The sequence below is a fragment of the Flavobacterium sp. LK-23 genome (assembly GCF_058135255.1).
In genome coordinates this window covers 1-20,194 of record NZ_JBYUVT010000012.1, presented here as the reverse complement: position 1 = coordinate 20,194, position 20,194 = coordinate 1, and the positions used below count along the sequence as shown (strand labels likewise).

The 20,194-nt window shown below is 32.9% G+C and carries 20 protein-coding genes; 9 read left to right on the top strand and 11 right to left on the bottom strand.

Annotated elements, in window-relative coordinates; translation table 11 throughout:
• The first annotated feature begins 181 nt into the window (after positions 1 to 181).
• A complete protein-coding gene (locus AC3Y25_RS16750) occupies positions 182 to 1,750 on the top strand; it encodes a protein adenylyltransferase SelO (protein ID WP_489903514.1) in 1,569 nt (522 codons plus the stop codon).
• A gap of 118 nt (positions 1,751 to 1,868) precedes the next feature.
• On the opposite strand, the gene AC3Y25_RS16745 is transcribed toward AC3Y25_RS16750, so the two are convergent.
• Both AC3Y25_RS16745 and AC3Y25_RS16740 read right to left on the bottom strand, forming a co-directional pair.
• Positions 1,869 to 2,837: a YpdA family putative bacillithiol disulfide reductase gene (locus AC3Y25_RS16745; RefSeq protein ID WP_489903513.1), complete on the bottom strand. Its 969-nt coding sequence runs from the start codon at positions 2,835 to 2,837 to the stop codon at positions 1,869 to 1,871.
• A 1-nt stretch (position 2,838) separates the two neighbouring features.
• Complete coding sequence (locus AC3Y25_RS16740) at positions 2,839 to 3,312, bottom strand: CYTH domain-containing protein (RefSeq protein ID WP_489903512.1); 474 nt, start codon at positions 3,310 to 3,312, stop codon at positions 2,839 to 2,841.
• Positions 3,313 to 3,495: 183 nt separating this feature from the next.
• Between AC3Y25_RS16740 and AC3Y25_RS16735 the strand changes: the two genes are divergently transcribed.
• Entirely contained in the window at positions 3,496 to 4,407 is a 912-nt protein-coding gene (locus AC3Y25_RS16735; protein WP_489903511.1) for an OmpA family protein, read from the top strand.
• Between the two features lie 17 nt (positions 4,408 to 4,424).
• The gene (locus AC3Y25_RS16730; protein ID WP_379801047.1) at positions 4,425 to 4,967 is read left to right on the top strand and encodes a helix-hairpin-helix domain-containing protein; all 543 of its coding nucleotides are present in this window, start codon (positions 4,425 to 4,427) and stop codon (positions 4,965 to 4,967) included.
• Between the two features lie 51 nt (positions 4,968 to 5,018).
• On the opposite strand, the gene AC3Y25_RS16725 is transcribed toward AC3Y25_RS16730, so the two are convergent.
• The 8 genes from AC3Y25_RS16725 to menD all read right to left on the bottom strand — a co-directional run bounded on the left by AC3Y25_RS16725 (position 5,019) and on the right by menD (position 14,105).
• Positions 5,019 to 6,062, bottom strand: a complete 1,044-nt coding sequence (locus AC3Y25_RS16725; RefSeq protein WP_489903510.1) for an o-succinylbenzoate synthase — start codon at positions 6,060 to 6,062, stop codon at positions 5,019 to 5,021.
• Between the two features lie 83 nt (positions 6,063 to 6,145).
• A complete protein-coding gene (locus tag AC3Y25_RS16720; RefSeq protein ID WP_489903509.1) occupies positions 6,146 to 7,384 on the bottom strand; it encodes a tetratricopeptide repeat protein in 1,239 nt (412 codons plus the stop codon).
• A 183-nt stretch (positions 7,385 to 7,567) separates the two neighbouring features.
• On the bottom strand, positions 7,568 to 8,245 hold the full coding sequence (locus tag AC3Y25_RS16715; protein WP_250836184.1) for a metal-dependent hydrolase: 678 nt from the start codon (positions 8,243 to 8,245) through the stop codon (positions 7,568 to 7,570).
• Positions 8,246 to 8,275: 30 nt separating this feature from the next.
• Positions 8,276 to 9,238, bottom strand: a complete 963-nt coding sequence (gene menA / locus AC3Y25_RS16710; RefSeq protein ID WP_489903508.1) for a 1,4-dihydroxy-2-naphthoate octaprenyltransferase — start codon at positions 9,236 to 9,238, stop codon at positions 8,276 to 8,278.
• A gap of 114 nt (positions 9,239 to 9,352) precedes the next feature.
• Positions 9,353 to 10,186: a 1,4-dihydroxy-2-naphthoyl-CoA synthase gene (locus tag AC3Y25_RS16705; protein ID WP_489903507.1), complete on the bottom strand. Its 834-nt coding sequence runs from the start codon at positions 10,184 to 10,186 to the stop codon at positions 9,353 to 9,355.
• Between the two features lie 802 nt (positions 10,187 to 10,988).
• A complete protein-coding gene (locus AC3Y25_RS16700; protein ID WP_489903506.1) occupies positions 10,989 to 11,840 on the bottom strand; it encodes a CvfB family protein in 852 nt (283 codons plus the stop codon).
• Between the two features lie 171 nt (positions 11,841 to 12,011).
• Positions 12,012 to 12,353 (bottom strand): DUF2853 family protein, encoded by a 342-nt coding sequence (locus AC3Y25_RS16695; protein ID WP_427873818.1) that lies wholly within the window; start codon positions 12,351 to 12,353, stop codon positions 12,012 to 12,014.
• Between the two features lie 90 nt (positions 12,354 to 12,443).
• A complete protein-coding gene (menD, locus tag AC3Y25_RS16690; protein ID WP_427873819.1) occupies positions 12,444 to 14,105 on the bottom strand; it encodes a 2-succinyl-5-enolpyruvyl-6-hydroxy-3-cyclohexene-1-carboxylic-acid synthase in 1,662 nt (553 codons plus the stop codon).
• Positions 14,106 to 14,282: 177 nt separating this feature from the next.
• On the opposite strand from menD, the gene AC3Y25_RS16685 reads away from it, so the two are divergent.
• Positions 14,283 to 15,458, top strand: coding sequence for a thioredoxin family protein (locus AC3Y25_RS16685; protein WP_427873820.1), 1,176 nt, complete (start codon positions 14,283 to 14,285; stop codon positions 15,456 to 15,458).
• A 16-nt stretch (positions 15,459 to 15,474) separates the two neighbouring features.
• A complete protein-coding gene (locus AC3Y25_RS16680) occupies positions 15,475 to 15,972 on the top strand; it encodes a GNAT family N-acetyltransferase (RefSeq protein ID WP_427873821.1) in 498 nt (165 codons plus the stop codon).
• A gap of 207 nt (positions 15,973 to 16,179) precedes the next feature.
• Here the strand turns inward: AC3Y25_RS16680 and AC3Y25_RS16675 are convergent, their stop codons facing one another.
• On the bottom strand, positions 16,180 to 16,767 hold the full coding sequence (locus tag AC3Y25_RS16675) for a glutathione peroxidase (RefSeq protein ID WP_489903505.1): 588 nt from the start codon (positions 16,765 to 16,767) through the stop codon (positions 16,180 to 16,182).
• 764 nt (positions 16,768 to 17,531) lie between these two features.
• Between AC3Y25_RS16675 and AC3Y25_RS16670 the strand changes: the two genes are divergently transcribed.
• From AC3Y25_RS16670 to AC3Y25_RS16655, 4 genes are all read left to right on the top strand, one after another.
• Entirely contained in the window at positions 17,532 to 18,062 is a 531-nt protein-coding gene (locus AC3Y25_RS16670) for an RNA polymerase sigma factor (protein WP_250836192.1), read from the top strand.
• A complete protein-coding gene (locus AC3Y25_RS16665; RefSeq protein ID WP_482501574.1) occupies positions 18,062 to 18,850 on the top strand; it encodes an anti-sigma factor in 789 nt (262 codons plus the stop codon). Before AC3Y25_RS16670 ends, AC3Y25_RS16665 begins: the two co-directional genes overlap by 1 nt.
• Before the next feature lie 87 nt (positions 18,851 to 18,937).
• Positions 18,938 to 19,330, top strand: coding sequence for a DoxX family protein (locus tag AC3Y25_RS16660; RefSeq protein WP_489903504.1), 393 nt, complete (start codon positions 18,938 to 18,940; stop codon positions 19,328 to 19,330).
• 18 nt (positions 19,331 to 19,348) lie between these two features.
• Positions 19,349 to 20,083, top strand: coding sequence for a DUF3667 domain-containing protein (locus AC3Y25_RS16655; protein ID WP_489903503.1), 735 nt, complete (start codon positions 19,349 to 19,351; stop codon positions 20,081 to 20,083).
• Positions 20,084 to 20,194: the final 111 nt, after the last annotated feature.

Sequence of the window (20,194 nt, the reverse complement as noted above, 5' to 3'; positions counted from 1 at the left end):
AGTTCTAGCCACAGATTACACAGATGAAAGATTAGAATTATCTCTGAATTAGATTGTCACCCTGAGCGAAGTCGAAGGGCGTTCCAATTGGATTTGAGCTTCGACTTCGCTCAGCCTGACAAAGACAGGGATAAAATCCTTCTATTCTGTATAATCTTTGGCAAAAAGAAAATCAACAAAAATGAAAAATCTTAAAATAAAAAATCGTTTTACTGCCGAATTACCAGCAGATCCAGATTTGACAAATGAAATTCGTCAGGTTAAAGACACGCTGTTTTCGTACGTAAATCCAGTAAAACCTTCCAATCCAAAATTGATTCATGCTTCTCAAGAAGTTGCTGAATTGGTTGGTATTACTAAAGATGAAATTCAATCAGAAGAATTTTTAAATGTTTTTTCTGGAAAAGAAATTCTTCCAGAATCACGTCCTTATGCGATGTGCTATGCAGGACATCAATTTGGAAACTGGGCAGGACAATTAGGCGATGGTCGTGCCATCAATTTGATGGAAGTTGAAAACAACAATCAATTTTATACTCTGCAATTAAAAGGAGCTGGAAAAACTCCCTATTCAAGAACTGCAGACGGATTGGCTGTTTTACGTTCTTCTATAAGAGAGTATTTATGTGCCGAAGCAATGCACTATTTGGGTGTTCCTACTACTCGATCACTTTCTCTTGCTCTTTCTGGAGATCAAGTTTTAAGGGATATTTTGTATAACGGAAATCCTGCTTATGAAAAAGGTGCAATTGTTTGTCGTGTTGCTCCTTCATTTATTCGTTTCGGAAGCTTTGAAATGCTAACGGCTCGAAATGAGTTGAAAAATTTGAAACAGTTTGTAGAATATACAATTCACCACTATTTTCCTGAAATAAAAGGAGAACCTAAAGAACAATATTTACAGTTTTTTCAAAAAGTTGCCGATACAACTCGTGAAATGATTCTGCATTGGCAACGTGTCGGATTTGTGCATGGTGTAATGAATACCGATAATATGTCGATTCATGGAATTACTATCGATTATGGTCCGTATGGCTGGCTTGAAAATTATGATCCAGACTGGACGCCAAATACAACTGACAGCCAAAACAGAAGATATCGTTTCGGAAATCAGCCACAGGTAGCACAATGGAATTTGTTTCAATTGGCAAATGCGCTTTATCCTTTGGTTAATGAAGCTGCACCTTTAGAAAAGATCTTAGATTCATTTATGACAGAGTTTGAGAATGATTACAAAATAATGTTTTTAAGCAAATTAGGAATCTTTACTTCAAGTGAAGCTGATGATAAAATCATTAAAGGTTTAGAGGGAATTTTGCAGTTGTCAGAAACCGATATGACTATCTTTTTTAGAAATCTTAGCAAAATTAAAAAAGAAGATTCTGTAGAACAAGCATTCGAAAAAATTGAATATGCATTTTATATTCCAGAAGAAATAAGAGAAAATATTCTCGATGCTTGGCAAAAATGGTTTACGGTTTATTTGAAAAGATTAAATGCCGAAATACTTTCTGACCAAGAAAGAGCTTTAAAAATGAATCAAATTAATCCAAAATATGTACTTCGAAATTATATGGCTCAATTAGCCATTGATGCTGCAGATAAAGAAGATTACACTCTGGTTGATGAATTATTTCAGCTTTTGAAAAATCCATATGATGAACAGCCTGAATCTGAAAAATGGTTTGCAAAACGTCCAGATTGGGCAAGAACTAAGGTGGGCTGCTCGATGTTATCTTGCAGTTCTTAATATCAAAAGGTTCTCGACTCCGCTCGAACTGACAATCATATCCATTATAATTATTGTTACATTGAGCGAAGTCGAAATGCTTTTTAGCTCTAAAAATATAGCTCAAAAGACAAATTTCTTAATTTGAGCTTAAATAATCTACAATCAGATTAGCATGAACTCTAGAGTTTTCTATAAACCATTTATGTGTCTGCATTCCGCCGCAAACTACTCCGGCAAGAAACAAACCCTCTACATTAGTTTCCATGGTTTCGGGATTATAAACTGGGATTTTCAATTCATCTTCAGAGAGTTTGATCCCCATTTTTTCTAGAAAAGTCAAATCGGGCTTATATCCTGTTAAAGCCAAAACGAAATCATTTTCAATTGTAACCTTTCCGTTTGGAGTTTCAATTTCTACTTCATTTTCTCTAATTTCGGTAATATTAGATTCAAAATATGCTTTAATGCTTCCTTCTGCAATTCGGTTTTCAATATCGGGTTTAACCCAATATTTTACACGGCTATTAATTTCGTTTTTACGAATTACCATGGTAACCTCTGCTCCTTTTCTCCAGCATTCTAAAGCCGCATCTACAGACGAATTATTAGCGCCTACAACCAAAACTTTTCTAAAAGCATATTCGTGCGCTTCTTTATAGTAATGGCGTACCTTGGGTAAAGCTTCACCTAAAACATTCATTTCAATCGGAATATCATAAAAGCCTGTTGCGATTACAACGTTCTGTGCTTCATAATTTCCCTTATCTGTTGTAATCTTAAAAATTGCGTTTTGTTTCTCTACACTCAGTACCTTTTCAAATAAATTAATGTTGAATTTAAAATAGCGATGAATATTTCTGTAATATTCCAAAGCTTCTTGACGTCCTGGTTTTGGAGCCAAACAATTAAACGGAATCTCGCCAATTTCTAATCTTTCTGCCGTAGAAAAAAAGGTCATGTAAAGCGGATAGTTGAAAATGCTATTAACGATTGCACCTTTTTCTATAATTAAATATTTAAGTTTTTTCTTTTCAGCTTCTATCGCACAAGCGAGACCAATTGGCCCGCCTCCGACAATAATAAGGTCGTATTTTGATTCTGTCATTTTATTTTTGCCAATCTTTAAATGGATTTTTGCTTAAATAAGCATTGTAATATCTTTCGTCATTTGTTACTTCTTCGCCCAACCATTCTGGTTTTTCAAAAGTTTCATTTTCAGAGTTTAACTCGATTTCAGCCATTACCAAACCTTCATTTTCTCCATAAAACTCATCTACTTCAAAGATGTGCTCTCCAGATTTTATTTCGTAACGTGTTTTTTCAATTTTGCCCTTTTCGCATAATTTCAATAGCTCTTGTGCTTCATCTAACGGAATTTCATTTTCCCATTCAAAACGAGACATACCACCGCTATGGCTTATTCCTTTTATGGTTATAAAGCCTTTGTGCCCTTTAATTCTAATCCGAACTGTACGCTCTGGGGCAGAACTCAAATAACCTTGAGCAATATTATTTTGAGTAAAAGCTTGGGTCTTGAAATCATCTGATTTTACAAGAAACTTTCTTTCTATTTCGACCATTTTAACTGTAGATTATTTTTTATGCAAGTTACTCATTTTAATCAAGTCTTTGAACGTGTAAAAGTCGAAAAACAATTCAATTTATTTTGCTTCACTTTAATGTATAAACATTAAAATAACTGATTATTAATGTGTTATGATTATTATTTTAATTAAATTTGATAGAATCTTAATCCGAAATATATGTCTAAAAAAGCACTTTACCTGTTAGGCATTGCAATAACCATCATTTTGGGTACTTTTTTATATCTAAAATTTTGCTGCAATTGCTGTGAAAAAACAACAACGGACATTACTCCAAAAACAGTTACTCCTACTGTCACAGAGCCCAATTTTGTTCCGTTTGTATTAGATGGTCCCGGACTTAATTATCAGACAAATGATAATTTGAAGTTCCTTAAAAACAGTGCAAAGCTTATTATGCCTGTAAGTGACTCGGTCACAAATGGCATTGATAACTTAAAGAAATTCTTAGAAGCAAATCCAAAACAAAAAATTACAATAACTGGTTACGCGACTTCGGACGAAACAAATTCTACTACTTTTGAAAATCTAGGTCTGGCGAGGGCCAATGATGTTAAGAATTATTTTGTTTCAAAAGGATTGTTAGAAAATCAGTTTTCTACTAAAGGCACCATTATAGATAAGTGGAAAATGAGTGGCGACACACTTATTGGGCCTGCAGAATATTTATTTGAAGCAATAGATTCTACTGCTACATCAAATGATGAGTGGAGCGCACTAAAAGCAAAAATAAATGCTGATCCTTTAATTCTCCACTTTAACACCAATAAATCTAGTGAGAAATTGAGCGATATTGAGAAGCAAAAAGTTACCGATATTGCCAAATATGCCGAGAACGTAAAAGATGCGGTGATTGTAGTGGTTGGGCATTCTGATAATGTTGGTAATCGCGATTCAAATATTGTTTTAGGACAAAAAAGAGCCGATTTCTCAAAAAATTATCTCTCTAAAAACGGAATCGATAATGCAAGAATTGAAACACAATCTAAAGGTCCTGACGAGCCTATTGGCGATAATAATACTGCAGAAGGAAAAGCTTCAAACAGACGAACTGTAATTACCATTAAATAACATAAAAATATACGATCATGAATATACCTTGTATCTTAATACCTATTCTAATAGGCTTAATTTGTGGAATCTTAGGTTATTTACTAGGAAAAATGAATTCTAAAAATGATGATTCGCTTTCAGCATCGCTTCAAGCTGATTTAGATGCCTGTAAAGCGAATACACGAAACTTAAATGCAAAAATCGCTACACTAGAAGCAGATTTGGCGGCAAAAACCAAAGCTTCGGTACAATCTTTTGCAACTGCACCTGCAGACATTGTTTTTGATGCTGGTTTGGCGGCAAATGTCTTAGGCAAGAAAATTAAAGAAAATGATTTAAAAATTGTAGAAGGAATTGGTCCTAAAATAGAAGCTCTGTTTAATGCCTCAGGAATTAATACCTGGTACGAGCTTTCACAAGCTTCTACCGAAAAAATGCAGTCTATTCTAGATGCTGGCGGAGAAAATTACGCCATGCATAATCCGAGCACATGGGCTAAACAAGCACTCTTTGCTTATCAAGGCAAATGGCAGGATTTAAAAGAATGGCAAGAAAATCTTTTGGGCGGGAAAGAGTAAAAAATAGGTTCAAAGGTACATATTTTCAAAGGTTCAGAGATTTTACCTTTGTCACTCTGTACCTTTGAACCTTTCCCAATTCTTAGAAGAATTGTACCAAAGTTTTCCATTTTTTACTTCAAGTGGGCAATCTATATTATTATTATATAATGCTCCTGTTCCTAAACCTTGTGGCATATCCGAATTTAAAGTAAAGGTCCATTGTGCAATGGCATTCAATCCGATATTGCTTTCTAATGCCGAAGTAATCCACCAACCTATATTATGTTTTTCAGCTAGAGTAATCCATTCCTGAGTACCACGGAAACCACCAATAAAGCTTGGTTTTAAAATGATGTATTGGGGTTGGATTTCTTGAAGCAATTTTTCTTTTTCTTCAAATGAAAACACTCCAATAATCTCTTCATCCAACGCAATTGGAAATGGAGTTTGTTTGCACAATTCTGCCATTTCTGAAATATGGCCTTTTTTAATTGGCTGTTCTATACTATGAAGCTGAAATTGATTTAATTGATTTAGTTTATCTAAAGCTTCTATTGAAGAAAAAGCACCATTAGCATCTACTCTGATTTCTATTTCTTCTGCACAAAAATGGCTTCTAATGTATTGCAATAATTCTAATTCTTTATTGAAATCAATAGCACCAATTTTAAGTTTTATGCAGTTAAAACCGTCTGCCAATTTCTCTTCTATTTGCTGTTTCATAAAAGCAGCTTCCCCCATCCAAACTAATCCGTTTATAGGAATTGAACTCGTATTTTTTGTAAAATCTGAAGGGAATAAAATGTATGGATTCTCGCTTTTAAGAGACAAGAAAGCCATTTCTAAGCCAAATTGAATAGAAGGAAATTCTAATAAGGTATTCCAAAGCTCCGTTTCTCCTAAATGAATATTATCGCAAGCCCATTTTAGTTTTTCTTCGTAGTCCTCACGGTCATCTGCACTTAAACCACGAAGTATACCGCACTCTCCTATTCCTTTTTTGCCATTTTCTTCCAGAATTATAAACCAAGTTTCTTTCTCGGTCATAATCCCTCTTGAAGTTCCTGACGGACGTTTAAACTCTAATAAATATTTTTGATATGATGCTTTCATTTTTTTTAAGATACTAAGACGCTAAGATGCTGAGTTGCTAAGCTTAAAAAAAAACTTTAAAAAGAACTTCATAGCTCAGAAACTTAATTGTATAATTTTAAGACTTTTTCAAAATCTTTTGTTGGCAAACCTGCTTTTTCAAATGCTGCAAAGTCTAATTTTGTTTTTGCAATCCAGCTTAAGCTATCGGTTACATTTTGTGTTTGGTATTTTTTGTAAATGGCTTTAGCTGCACTATAATCATCGCTTACCAAATAAGTATGCGCTAGATTTAATTTCACCAATAATTCGGTGTCATCCAATTTTTCACCTTCTAAAAGCACTTTTAATGCTTTCGCATATTGTTTGGTCAAAATATAGCAATAGCCTAAAGAACTGTAATCTAAGGCAGTTGCTTTGCCTTCGCTAACAATCGTGTTTAATTTTGGAATTGCCTCATTGTATTTTTGAGCTTTAATTAAAGAAGCGACTTGCGTTCTCAAATCGTTGAATACATTTTTAGATATATCCGCATCTTTGTAACAGCTGTTTCCAAAATCTTTGTACACTTTTGTCTTTTCTACGGCTAATAATTTTTGAAACTCGTCGTAACGATATTGCTTCATAATTTTATTTAAAATGCAAACGCAGAAATCATCTGAATTGGCCATTTTTTGTGCCATTGTAGACGTTTTGCACAAACTTATAATTTCGTTTTTATTATCCTGATTCCAACCACGACTTAATTTAGTATCAACCCAAGGCACGACTTCTATAACAACTTTCTGACTCAAAATCCAATTTTTGCTTTCAAAGCCAAACCAAATAGTGCTAATATCTTCCTTTAAACAAGAAGATTTGTTCACAGACAAACGTTTGGCATCTTTGCTTACAGGTTCTGCCTGAGAATAGCAAGCATTGTCAATTTTACCATCTGCAATATATTTTTTAGCATTTTCATTAGACGTAAAAATCGAATAGGTGCATTTGTCATCTCCTGAAATTTTTGACATCAGAAAAACAGCACCAGCCGACCCCTGACTTACTCCTGTTGGATCTGGAATTGCTTTTAATAAAGAGACCAAACTATTGGCCATTTCTTGATTTTTGTCTAAAAGTGTGATTCTATATACAATTTCTGTAGTTCCAACCGGTAAATCTTCTGTTGCTATAGAAATTCTATCGCGCGCGGGAATCATAATTTCTTTGGTTGTAGCTCGTTCTTTATCCCAATAACCGTCTTTTTGTGCAAACGCATTACTGGAAATGGCGATAAATAGTAAGAATAGGATTGGTTTGAAAGTTGTATTTTGTGATGATGCTTTAATTGCCACAGATTTCACAGATTAAAATGATTTTTACTTTAAAAAACTTTAATTCAATTAACATAGATTATGCCAAATAACTTTCTTATGGAATTGAGTGCCCTAGCCCCGATAGCAGCGATATCCTTTTGTGGCGGGGTTCGCCACAAAAGATATAGCGTATAGCGGGATTAGCTCCTTCGACTCCGCTCAGGATGACAATTATAATTCAATAGAATCTCCGATTGGCAAAAGCATTAAATCTTTTCCTTTATCGAAAAATTTGCGGATTGCTTCTTCATGATTGATTTCGATATAGCCAAAAGTATCATAGTGATATCCTAAAACTTTGTCACATTCTACAAAATCTGAAGCAATAATAGCATCTTCAACATCCATTGTAAAGTTGTTTCCAATTGGAAGAATTGCTAAATCTAATTTTGTACGAAGCGGAATTAATTTCATATCGTAAGTCAAAGCGGTATCTCCGGCGATATAGATATTTTTATGTTCTCCTTCGATTACAAAACCTCCAGGATTTCCTCCGTAAGAACCGTCAGGAAAACTGCTTGAGTGAATTGCATTTACATATTTTACTTTTCCGAAATCAAATTTCCAGCTTCCGCCATGATTCATCGGGTGAGAATTAAATCCTTTTTTTGCGTAATAGCTTGCAATTTCAGCATTAGAAACAATAACTGCCTTTGTATTTTGAGCAATAGCCTCAACATCTAAAACGTGATCGGCATGCGCGTGCGTCAATAAGATATAATCGGCTTTTATTGTGCTAAGATTGATTGATGCTGCTTGTGGATTTCCGGTAATAAATGGATCGACAATGATATGTTTTCCTCCTACTTCAATTCCCAATGAAGCATGTCCGTAGTATGTAATTTTCATTTTTTTACCTTTTAAATTAAACGTTTATTTTTATCTACCTCCTAAAAAGAGGTTTACAATGATATCTGAAATCAAAGAAATCATACACACTGTAAGTAGTATAGAAAGTAAGAACGTGCTTAATGCCAGTTTCTTTAATTCTGGATCTAACAATTTTGGATCTTGATTTTTGTAAACCGTGATTAAATGTTTTGTCAACGGAATATAAGCCAATAAAAATAAGTATTGGTCGAAGTTGTAATCGCTTAAAATAGCAAATACAACTACTAATACCATTGCAGTAATAATTAGGAAAAAGTGGTAGTTTTTAGCTTTTTTAGCCCCTAATTGCACTACAATTGTATTTTTGCCCGATTTTTTATCAGATTCCTGATCGCGCATATTGTTTAGATTTAAAACCCCAACACTCAATAACCCGATTGCAACGGCTGGAAGAATCAAAAGCGGATCAACTTCTTTTGCGTACAAAAAGTTTACGCCCAAAGTACTCACTAATCCGAAGAAAATGAAAACGAATAAATCTCCAAATCCTCTATAACCATAAGCAGAATTACCAACTGTATAGCGAATTGCAGAAACAATAGCCGCGATTCCTAATAATAGAAAAAAGATTGAATATCCGAAATTGTCTTTTCCGAAAGCAAAATAGATTAATATTATGGCAGACAATAAAGTTAAAAGCGAAGTAATAATAATGGCTTTTTTCATTGCCTGAGGCGTAATAACACCACTCTGAATAGCACGTTGCGGCCCTACTCGATCAGCGTTATCAGTACCTTTTACTCCATCGCCATAATCGTTTGCAAAATTGGATAAAACCTGTAATCCTAACGTTGTCAATAGAGCAAAACCAAAAACTTTCCAGCTGAATACTTCTGTCGGAGTGTTAATCGTTTCTGTTGGATTTGACAATGCATAAATACTTCCAACTATAATTCCGGAAACTGATAAAGGTAATGTGCGCAGTCTAGCGGCTTCAATCCAATGTTTCATTTTTATTATTTTAGATTTTAGAATGTAGATTTTAGATTTTTAAAAATTCTGATTTTAGATTGCTTGAATATGAAATATGAAATCTAAAATCTAAAATCAGAAATCTACAATTTATTAAGGTAACCACTTATTTTCACCGAAGTTTGGTTTTCTTTTTTCTAAGAAAGCGTTTCTTCCTTCTTTTGCTTCTTCGGTCATGTAAGCTAAACGAGTTGCTTCTCCTGCAAAAACTTGTTGTCCGACCATTCCGTCGTCTGTCAAGTTCATTGCGAATTTTAGCATTTTTATAGATGTTGGTGATTTTTGAAGGATTTCCTGTGCCCACTCGTAAGCAGTAGATTCTAACTCGTCATGTGTAATTACAGCATTTACCATTCCCATTTCAAAAGCTTCTTGAGCAGAATAATTTCTACCTAAAAAGAAGATTTCACGAGCTTTTTTCTGACCTACCATTTTAGCCAAATATGCCGATCCGTAACCACCGTCAAAACTTGTTACGTCTGCATCAGTTTGTTTAAAAATGGCATGTTCTTTACTTGCAAGCGTCATGTCGCAAACTACGTGCAAACTGTGTCCGCCACCTACAGCCCATCCTGGAACCACTGCAATAACTACTTTAGGCATAAAACGAATTAAGCGCTGTACTTCTAAAATATTTAAACGGTGCTGTCCGTCGTCTCCAACGTATCCTTGGTGTCCACGTGCATTTTGATCTCCACCGCTGCAGAAAGAATAAACTCCGTCTTTTGTTGAAGGCCCTTCGGCTGAAAGTAAAACTACACCAATCGAAGTATCTTCTTGTGCATCATAAAAAGCTTGGTATAATTCTGAAGTAGTTTTAGGACGGAATGCATTTCTAACATTAGGTCTGTTAAAAGCTATTCTTGCTACTCCATTGCATTTTTTATAAGTTATATCTTCAAATTCTCTGGCTGTAATCCAATCCATTTTGATTTTTTGTTTAAAAATAATTATAGGGTAAAAATAAATCATTTTTACTACTTTACCTACTCAATCGCTCTTAAGTCTTTGCTAAATTGACTTCTAATGTTAACAATTAGTATTTACTTACAAAAAATAACATTTTTTAACATTAGTTTAGAAAAATAATAATTAATTTTACACCCTAGAAATCAATGAGATACAAAACATTTCAAAGATTTCAGATTGATTTTCTTTCACTGATTTATTAACCTAAAAAATGATTTTTTTGAGAAAATTTAAAAAATTTGTCGCTCATTTTTTTAGGGTTTTAAGTAACAAACCTCAATTAAAGGAGCAAATGATTTATGTGTTTGTCGAAACTTCAAAAAGAAAAAAGTAACACCTAAGGTTAAATGTTAGAATTGTCTATTAATTAGTATAGGAATGATAACGAAAAGAGGAAAAAAGTACTAATTCACAACTTTCTAAAAGTTATTTTATAAAACCAATGGATGAGCCGTGAAATTCTCTTTTTTGCTTTTAAGATAGGTGCATTGATTATTTAAAAGACATACCATCGATGGGACGATCTCTAAAATACGTAAAGCCATTGTCCTGAGATGAATTCGAATTATTTTATTTCTGTTTTTTTTTAATTACAATTTTTTTTAAAACTGAATAAAAAGCGAAAGGCTGCTTGTAATGAGCAGCCTTTCGTGTTATAATAGTTTTGCTAACGCAAAATAAATTCCAAAAAATAAAAATTCCAAATTCCAATGGATTGCGTTGAATCAATCTTGGAATTTGGAATTTAAAATATTGGTATTTAATTTATTAGATAAATTCCGTCTTCTTTAATTTCGATCAGTTTTTCTTTGTATAATGAGCCAATTGCTTTTTTGAAAGACTTTTTACTCATTTTCAAAACTGTTTTAATGTCTTCTGGATGAGAATTGTCGTTTAAACGAAGGAAACCTCTGCTAGCTCTTAATTCACTTAAAATCTTATCTGCATTGGGTTCTATACTCTCAACGCCTTGAGGCTGAAGCGCAACATCAATTTTGTTGTCAGGACGAATGTTTTTGATATAACCACGCATTCTGTCGCCGGTTCTTATCGAATCATCATAAACTTCATCTTTGTACAAAAGGCCTTTATGTTGTTCGTTTATAATAACATTAATTCCCATATCGGTAATATGAGACACAATTAAATCTACTTCTTCTCCTTTTTCAACCGTCAACTGGTCATTGCTCAAAAATTGATTTGTTTTGCTTGAAGCCACCAAACGATTGGTCTGTGTGTCTAAATATAAATAAACCAAATAGCGTTTTCCTTTTTCCATCGGACGCGCTTGTTCTTTAAACGGAACCAAGATATCTTTTTCCATTCCCCAGTCCATAAACGCACCAACGTTATTAATGTAATTTACTCTCAAAAGAGCAAACTCATTAAGTAAAATGTACGGAACCAAAGTTGTCGCAACTGGTCGCTGTTCATGATCTAAGTAAACAAAAACGATTAATTCTTCGCCAATTTCAAATACTTTTGGTACATATTTATTGGGAAGCAAAACATCGTGAACGCCATCTGGATCGTTTTCAGGATCTCCTAAAAACAAACCAACTTTGGTGTCACGCAATATAGTTAGGGTATTGTATTTTCCTATTTCTAACATTTTCTAAATATTCTAAGTTGATTATACAACTAAGTTTGTGAGGTGCAAAGGTACGAAGTTTGGCATCGTACAAAGAAATTAATTTAACAAAACTTAATTTGTAGGTAAAAAACAGAAAATCCCTTTATACATATAAGTTATAAAGGGATTTTGAATTATCTCAAACTTAAATTATTTGAAGATGCTTTCTTTCTTAAAATGTACAGTCAGTAAATAATAAACTACAGCTCTATATTTGTGTTTATTAGATTTTCCATATTTTTCCATAACGGCATCAATTCCTTTATCTAAATCTGGACCACTAGTTAAACCTAATTTCTTAATTAAAAAGTTGTTTTTTACAGTATCCAATTCTGATTGTTGTGAAGAAGCTACCGTAGAAGCATCATCATTGTAAATTGACGGACCGCAAGCAATTGTAACTTTTGTTAATAAATCTGCATCAGCTGTAATACCACATTTCTCTTTTAAATCAGTAGTGTACTTTTTAATTAATTCTTCTCTCTTGCTCATAACTATAAATTTAATTTGGTGAATAATGCACCAAATCTATAGCTAAAGAAGCAATAAATCAAAAAATTTAACAAAATTTTTCTTTCAAAATCAATACAGGTATTTAAAGTACTGTTTCAAAATCTGATCATTCTCCAATGTTGGCGTAAATACCTCTAAAATTGCCGGTTTATCATCTGAACTATACAGTGATTTTATTCCGTTTTCTAAAGATTCATTGTCTTTTGCTGCATAATAATTAAAATTATACATCTTAGCCAAATACTCCGCTGTAAGATTATGAGAGGTTTCAAAATACGTATTGAAAACAGGTTTTTCTTGATGTCCTGGCAAAATCCTAAAGATTCCTCCTCCTCCATTATTTATTAAAATAATCTTGAAGTTTTTCGGAATGTATGAATTCCACAAAGCATTGCTATCGTACAAGAAACTGATGTCTCCAGTTACAAAAACAGTTTGCTTTTTATTTCCAACCGCTGCACCAATTGCTGTAGAAGTACTTCCATCAATTCCGCTTGTTCCGCGGTTGCAAAAAACTTCGATAGAATTATCAATATCGATTAATTGTGCATAGCGAATTGCAGAACTATTGCTAATTTGGAGCAGACTGTTTTTAGGAAGTGATTCTATTACTTTTTCGAAAACCTTAAAATCAGAAAATTCAATTTTACTTAAATATTCTTTTCTTCTTTCTAGCCTTGTTTGGTAAACGGTATCTACATTATTAAAATAGTTGCTTTTTACAAAAGATGTTTTTGAGAGCAAGTCTTTAAAGAAATCATTTGGCTGCATCTCAAAATGTTTTGTAAGTGCTCCAAATGTATCATAGGCTCTTAAAGTATCAATATGCCAATGGTGTTCTGGTTTGTATTTTCTTAAAAACCCTTTAATTCTTTTTGAGACAACCATTCCTCCAAAAGTGATTAAAACTTCAGGGTTAAATTTCTTAAAATCAAAATCATCAAAAGGAGTAATTAAAGTATCTATTGAATTGATAAAACTAGGATGATGCAGATTTGATGTTGTTTCTGTCAGCACCACAATTGACGGATCTGAAGCTAAATTTTCTATAACTTCTTGATCAATTGCATTTGCTTCATTAACCCCAACTAAGACTAATTTTCGCTTGGCAGTATTCCAAATAGAAACTATGTCGTCGCTATTTTCTATTGCTAAAGGAAAAGCTTCTGGCTCAGGATTTGTAATTATAGGCTGTACAGAAAGTTCTTCTGTTGTTTCGTATAAAGGTTCTTCAAAAGGTGCATTAATATGAACTGGGCCTTTCTTTTGAATTGCAATTTCAATGGCCAAATTGATTTTCAAATCATTTTCTTCTGAAGCTTCTTCGGTCAAATTTGCATTAAAAACAGAATGATTAGAGAAAACATTTTCTTGACGAATCGTTTGTCCGTCACCAATATCAATTTTACTCTGCGGACGATCAGCAGAAATTACAATTAAGGGAATTTGGCTGTAAAACGCTTCCGCGAAAGCGGGATAATAATTCAATAAAGCCGATCCTGAAGTACAAACAATTGCAGTTGGCTGTTTAGTTTGCTGTGCAATTCCTAGAGCAAAAAAAGCGGCACATCGCTCGTCTGCAATACTATAACAGATGAAATTTGAATTTTGAGCAAATCCGATAGTTAGAGGTGCATTTCTAGATCCTGGAGAAATTATAATATTAACAATGCCTTTGGCAGATAAAATTTCGATAATGCTTTGTGCAAGCGCTATTTTGGGGTAAATCATTCCGGTCGTGTATTACTTTTTTCAAAGAAAAATCCTTATTTAATCTTTCTTTCTCTTGCTTACAAAGTTACAAACTTCGCACTTGATTTATATTATAATTAGGAATATATTAAGGCTCTTTCTCAAAAAAGGGGATATATTTGTAAAATCGAATAATTAATAAAAGCCAGCCTTACTATGCGTTTCTTATTTATACTTTTTTTATCTGTTACTTTTCAAACCATAACTTCTCAGAATCAATTTGTTCCTGTTGATGTTCCTTACAAAACGGCTTTAGAAAATGCAAAAAAAGAAGGAAAACCGCTTTTTGTAATGCTTTATGCCGATTGGTGTCCGCATTGTAATTTAATGAAAACCGAAGTTTTAAGTGATCCTGCAATCATTGATTTTTTGAATAAGAATTTTGTATGCACTTATAAAAATATTGAAAAAGAAGAAGGAATTGCTTTAAAGAATAAATTCAATACAAAATCACTTCCTACTTTTTTATTTCTTGACAGCAATGAAACGTTAATTTATGCTCTGAAAGGAGAAATGAAAAAAGCGGAGTTTCAAAATGAATTGCGTTATGCTTTAAATCCGAAAATGCAATTGCCCTATTTAGAAAAGGAGTTTCTTGCCGATCCAAGCAATTCAGATAAGTTCTTCACGTATTTAAATACTCTAAAAAAAGGAAAAGATAGAACTGAGTTATCAATACCAACCCACGTGTATTTGAATACTCAATCGGATAATCAATTGGTTAGCGAATTAAACTGGAGAGTTATAGCCAACGGTGTCACGGATATTAAATCTAGAGAATTTCAGTTTGTTTTAAACCATCAGAAAGAATTTGCTGCTGTAGCGTCTCAAAATCGTGTTGACCGTAAAATTGAAAGTATCGTAAACGAATTGCTTCGTCCTTTGGTTGATAATTTAGATACGGTAAACTATTACAAACAAAGAGAAATTGCCAAATCTATCCGATTGCAGAAAACAGATTCTTTGGTTTTTAAATACGATTTGACATTAGCGGAAAGAACTGAAAAATGGAATTTCTATAAAAAAGTTACTCTTGAAGACACTCAGAAATTAGTTTGGAACGATGCGAGTTTTTTAAAGGATATTGGAAATACTTACTTTAAGCATATTAAAGATACTGAAAGTTTAAAAAAAGCTATTTCTTGGGTAGATCGCTCTTTAGAATTAAATGATTCCTACGACGGCAATTTACTTGAAGCTAAACTTTACAATAAAATAAAGAATAAGAAAAAAGCTTTGGAATACGCCAAAAATGCCAAAGCCATTGCTAAGGAAATGGATTGGAACTCTAAAGAAGTAGACGTTCTATTGGCTGAACTGAATACCAAATAAATCGAAATAATTACCAATGAGCATTATTTTAAGACCTGCAACCACAAACGATTTGCAAAAGATACTGGAAATTGTAAATCACTCTATTTTACATACTACAGCTAATTATAGCTACGAAATTCAAACTTTGGAAGTTCAGACCAAATGGTTTGAAGACAAAAAAGCTAAAAATCTTCCTATAATTGTAGCCGATTTAGATGGCGAAGTAGTTGGTTTTGGAAGTTATGGTCAATTTAGAGAGAAAATAGGGTATCAATATACCGTAGAACATTCTGTCTATGTAGTGGACAATATTATTGGAAAAGGAATTGGTTCTAAACTTTTGACAGAATTAATTCGTTTAGCAAAAGAACAAGGTTATCATGTTATGATTGGCGCAATTGATGCTAATAATGCAGGAAGTATTGCTTTTCATGAAAAATTTGGATTTGTCGCTACGGGCACGATTCGCGAAGTTGGCTACAAATTTGACCATTGGCTGGACTTGGTTTTTATGCAGCTTATTTTAGTTTAACCGCAAAGTTCGCGAAGCATTACGCAAAGTTCGCAAAGTATTTAAAAACTCTATTCCTTTGCCTCTTTTTATCATTTTGGAACTAAAGTTTTTGGTTTATTAACCTAAAGTACGCAAAGCATTTAAAAACTCTGTCCCTTTGTATCTTTGTCCCTTTGAAACTAAAAAAAAACTCAAATTTGAAAATTTCAAATTTGAGTTTTTTTTTTAGCTTTTAATCCAATTGATTACCTCAGGTTCTGTAACTAAAATTTTTGGTTTAATTACTTTAACCAATTCCCCTTTTTCGTTGATTAGATATTTTTGAAAATTCCATTCTACTTCAGAATCTTGCAATCCATTTCTAGATTTCTCGGTTAAGAATTTATACACTTCACACATATCACTTCCTTTAACAGAAACCTTGTTCATCATCGGGAAAGTTACACCGTAATTCTGCTGGCAGAACGTTTCGATTTCTTTAGCCGTTCCAGGTTCTTGTGAAGCAAAATTATTTGCTGGAAATCCAACAATTACAAAACCTTTGTCTTTATATTCTTTGTAAACCGCCTCTAAATCTTTGTATTGCGGAGTTAAACCGCATTTTGAAGCTGTGTTAACAATCATGATCTTTTTGCCTTTTAAAGAAGCAAAGTCAAAAGTATCACCTGATAAATCTTCTACTTTAAATTGATAAATTGTTTCTTTAGCCATGGCTTTATCTTTTTTAGATAACTTGTTTGTATTAGTTTGAGCATTTAATCCTGTTGCTGACAAAAGAGCTGCTCCAAATAGCATTAATATTATTTTTTTCATCTGATAATTTTTTATAAAATTAGCTAAAATCCATTTCACAAAAACTATTTTAAGTCTATAATTTTTGCCAATCAAAAGTTAAATAAAAAATTGAAGCCTAACGTTAATCAGACGTTAGGCTTCCCCCCATACAAACAAATCAAACCATGAATTAATTATTATGTAATCTTTTATAAATTATAGTTGATGACACTCGGTTATGTCGAAAATTTCTTCAACCCCTATATGTCAAACGTCTTTTAAAAAAAATCTCTTATTGGCTTGTATGATGTAAACTTAAATCCTAAAATTATCGAGAGACATATTAAAAAAATCTTCTTTTGGAAGTCCGAGTGCATCAACTATTTAATATTTTTAAACTATTTCGTTATCAATTCTTATTACTAGTAAAGCTTGTTAAAGCATCTTTCAAAAATTCACTTTCAGAAAAACTGATTAGTGTCAAAACTGTTGTTAATCCAACTATTAATATTCTGACTATTATTTTGCTATCCATATGTCTATAATGCTATTATAACAACAGTTTTTCGATTTTCTATGAATCTATTAAGATTTTTCTGGCCTTATAAATACATTTACGTAATTAGATTGTTTTTGGTTTTAAAAAAAATCAAAAAAAATGCATTTTTTTCTTGAAGCCTTAATTTTCTTAGGTTTTCCGCTATTAAAAAAAATATAAAAGTGAGAGAAAAATAATTTAACTTTATAACAGGTTAACATATAATGCTTCAATTTCTAATGTTTAAACTTAAAATTTCTAATTTATGAGTCAAGAAGAACTGCTAGTCTTAATTTACAAAAAGGACGAAAAAGCTTTTACCCATTTGTATGATATGTATTCAAAAAGCTTATTTTCTGTCATTCATGTCCTAATCAAAAATCGAGAAGAAGCAGAAGATGTTCTGCAAGATGTTTTTGTCAAAATCTGGAAAAACATCGATTCTTATAACGAAAGTAAAGGTCGTTTTTACACCTGGATCATTAATATTGCCAGAAACACGTCGATCGATAAACTTCGTTCTAAAGACTATAATAACACGCAAAAAAACCTTTCCTCAGATAATTTCGTAAATCTGTTAGATGAGAGTAATAAATTAAGCCACAAACTCGATGCAATTGGAATTCAAGAATTCGTAAAGAAACTGAAACCAAAATGTATCGAAATAATTAACCTATTATTCTTTAAAGGATATACCCAGCAAGAAGCTTCAGAAGAATTGGCAATGCCACTTGGGACTATCAAGACACAAAACAGAAACTGTATTAACGATTTACGTAATTATTTGAAAGTATAATGGAAGCACAAGAATATATAGAATCAGGAATTTTAGAGCTATACGTTTATGGCTTACTGAGCGAAAAAGAAAATTTGGAAATAGCAGAACTAGCAAAAAAATCACCCGAAGTTGATCAAGAAATCATTTCGATAGAAAAAGCTATAATTGCCCTTTCGTCGAGCTTCTCTCCTTTCCATTCTGTGGAAAATTTTGAAAAAATTAAAGCTCGTCTAGAACTTAAACACGGAAAAGTAGTCGAACTGAAACCAACTTCAAACTGGTCTCAATATGTCGGTTGGGCCGCTGCCGTGCTGTTATTGCTAGGTTTAGGATATCAGACTTTAGAATTAACAAAAACTCAAGAAGCAATCTCGACTGTTGGAAATGAAAAAAATAAAATTCAGCGCGAATACGCTTTCTTAGATCAGCAGAATAAACAAACTGAAAAAAATCTAAGTATCGTAAGAGATATTAAAAATACCGGAGTAACTCTTGGCGGTCAGGCCGTTTCTCCAGCTTCTTTTGCAAAAGTATACTGGAATAAGCAGACTAAAACGACTTATATTGATGCTGCAGGTTTACCAGACCCTCCAAAAGGAATGGTTTATCAGGTTTGGTCTTTAAAGTTAAGTCCTGTTCTTACTCCGACAAGTATTGGTTTACTGGATGATTTTGAAGGAAATAAACAAAAAATCTTTGCTGTAAGCCAAACCGATTCGGCTGAGGCTTTTGGAATTACTTTGGAGCCTGCTGGCGGAAGTCCAACACCAACAATGGAACAGCTTTATACTTTAGGAAAAGTTTAAAACTTATTTTTTATAAAAAGCTAAAACGCATATTCAGAGCAATATGCGTTTTTTTTTATTACTTTTAAATTCACCAAAAACCAATTTATGAGTGCAAATTTACTTTTGAGAATTGCTGTGGCTATTATCCTTTTGACCCATTCCGTTTTCGGAATGTTTAATAATGGTATTCATGATTTTGGAAATCTTTTTCTAAATCAAATTGGTTTTGCTCCCTATGGCGTATTTTTAGCTTGGAGCATCAAATTATCTCATGTTGTAGCGGCGGTACTTTTGTTAGCAAACAAATATGTTAAACTTGCTGGTTTTGTAACCATTTTTGTTCTTATAATGGGAATCATTCTAGTGCATTTTAAAGAAGGCTGGTTTGTTGTAGGCGGAGGAAGAAACGGTGTTGAATATAATTTTCTCCTCATAATAGTTTTATTGGCAATAATGTATCCTAGTGGAATCATAAGAAAGCAAAAAAGTAATTCATAAACCAAATACAGAACTGAAATGGAAATAATGTGTAAAAATTGCTATCAGATCTTTACAGGTCATTATTGCAATAATTGCGGTCAGCCTGCAGAAACACACAAGATCAATATTCATTTTTTGTGGCACGACATTCAGCACGGTTTATTGCATTTTGATAAAGGTATTTTGTATTCTCTAAAACAATTGTTTACAAGACCAGGCCATTCTATTCGCGAATTTATAGAAGGAAAAAGAGTTCGTCATTTCAAGCCTTTATCATTGGTTGTGGTTCTTGCGACGCTTTATGGAGTTTTATATCATTATTTCCACATTAATACTTTTGATTCGGTAAAGAGTCCAAACATAGATTCTGATTATTTAAACGAATTTTTCGCGACCCATTTCTCATGGGTAACAGTAGCTTCCATTCCTATTTATACTATTGGTACGTATTTCGTTTTTAGAAAACAAGGTTATAATTTTGTTGAGCTTTTTGTGCTAAATACTTTCAAAGCCTCGCAAAGAATTTCTGTACAGCTATTAACCATACCAGCGTTGATTCTTTTCAATCATACTTCACATATACAGCAGTATTCTTATACCATGTATATTATTGGTATTGTTTTAATCTTTTGGACCAACATCCAGTTCTTCAATAAAATGTCTAAAACAAAAGCATTTTTCTTATCCATATTTAGTCATCTTATCTTTTTATTTTGTTTTTTAATACTAACCGCTATTGTACTTCTTCTCTCGGGTAAATTTTCAGATTAGACATAAAAAAAGGTTCAACATTTTGCACTGCCCTCAAAAAGTTAGACGCTATTTGGGGGCATTTTTATGGAAAGAAAAGTCAAGCACAGCTATGAATTCAAACTTGAGTGT

What these genes read in the sequence shown, in the direction of transcription:
- AC3Y25_RS16750 (WP_489903514.1), top strand. Translation starts at nt 182, where the DNA reads ATGAAAAATCTTAAAATAAAAAATCGTTTTACTGCCGAATTACCAGCA.
- AC3Y25_RS16745 (WP_489903513.1), bottom strand. Translation starts at nt 2,837, where the DNA reads ATGACAGAATCAAAATACGACCTTATTATTGTCGGAGGCGGGCCAATT.
- AC3Y25_RS16740 (WP_489903512.1), bottom strand. Translation starts at nt 3,312, where the DNA reads ATGGTCGAAATAGAAAGAAAGTTTCTTGTAAAATCAGATGATTTCAAG.
- AC3Y25_RS16735 (WP_489903511.1), top strand. Translation starts at nt 3,496, where the DNA reads ATGTCTAAAAAAGCACTTTACCTGTTAGGCATTGCAATAACCATCATT.
- AC3Y25_RS16730 (WP_379801047.1), top strand. Translation starts at nt 4,425, where the DNA reads ATGAATATACCTTGTATCTTAATACCTATTCTAATAGGCTTAATTTGT.
- AC3Y25_RS16725 (WP_489903510.1), bottom strand. Translation starts at nt 6,062, where the DNA reads ATGAAAGCATCATATCAAAAATATTTATTAGAGTTTAAACGTCCGTCA.
- AC3Y25_RS16715 (WP_250836184.1), bottom strand. Translation starts at nt 8,245, where the DNA reads ATGAAAATTACATACTACGGACATGCTTCATTGGGAATTGAAGTAGGA.
- menA (WP_489903508.1), bottom strand. Translation starts at nt 9,238, where the DNA reads ATGAAACATTGGATTGAAGCCGCTAGACTGCGCACATTACCTTTATCA.
- AC3Y25_RS16705 (WP_489903507.1), bottom strand. Translation starts at nt 10,186, where the DNA reads ATGGATTGGATTACAGCCAGAGAATTTGAAGATATAACTTATAAAAAA.
- AC3Y25_RS16700 (WP_489903506.1), bottom strand. Translation starts at nt 11,840, where the DNA reads ATGTTAGAAATAGGAAAATACAATACCCTAACTATATTGCGTGACACC.
- AC3Y25_RS16695 (WP_427873818.1), bottom strand. Translation starts at nt 12,353, where the DNA reads ATGAGCAAGAGAGAAGAATTAATTAAAAAGTACACTACTGATTTAAAA.
- menD (WP_427873819.1), bottom strand. Translation starts at nt 14,105, where the DNA reads ATGATTTACCCCAAAATAGCGCTTGCACAAAGCATTATCGAAATTTTA.
- AC3Y25_RS16685 (WP_427873820.1), top strand. Translation starts at nt 14,283, where the DNA reads ATGCGTTTCTTATTTATACTTTTTTTATCTGTTACTTTTCAAACCATA.
- AC3Y25_RS16680 (WP_427873821.1), top strand. Translation starts at nt 15,475, where the DNA reads ATGAGCATTATTTTAAGACCTGCAACCACAAACGATTTGCAAAAGATA.
- AC3Y25_RS16675 (WP_489903505.1), bottom strand. Translation starts at nt 16,767, where the DNA reads ATGAAAAAAATAATATTAATGCTATTTGGAGCAGCTCTTTTGTCAGCA.
- AC3Y25_RS16670 (WP_250836192.1), top strand. Translation starts at nt 17,532, where the DNA reads ATGAGTCAAGAAGAACTGCTAGTCTTAATTTACAAAAAGGACGAAAAA.
- AC3Y25_RS16665 (WP_482501574.1), top strand. Translation starts at nt 18,062, where the DNA reads ATGGAAGCACAAGAATATATAGAATCAGGAATTTTAGAGCTATACGTT.
- AC3Y25_RS16660 (WP_489903504.1), top strand. Translation starts at nt 18,938, where the DNA reads ATGAGTGCAAATTTACTTTTGAGAATTGCTGTGGCTATTATCCTTTTG.
- AC3Y25_RS16655 (WP_489903503.1), top strand. Translation starts at nt 19,349, where the DNA reads ATGGAAATAATGTGTAAAAATTGCTATCAGATCTTTACAGGTCATTAT.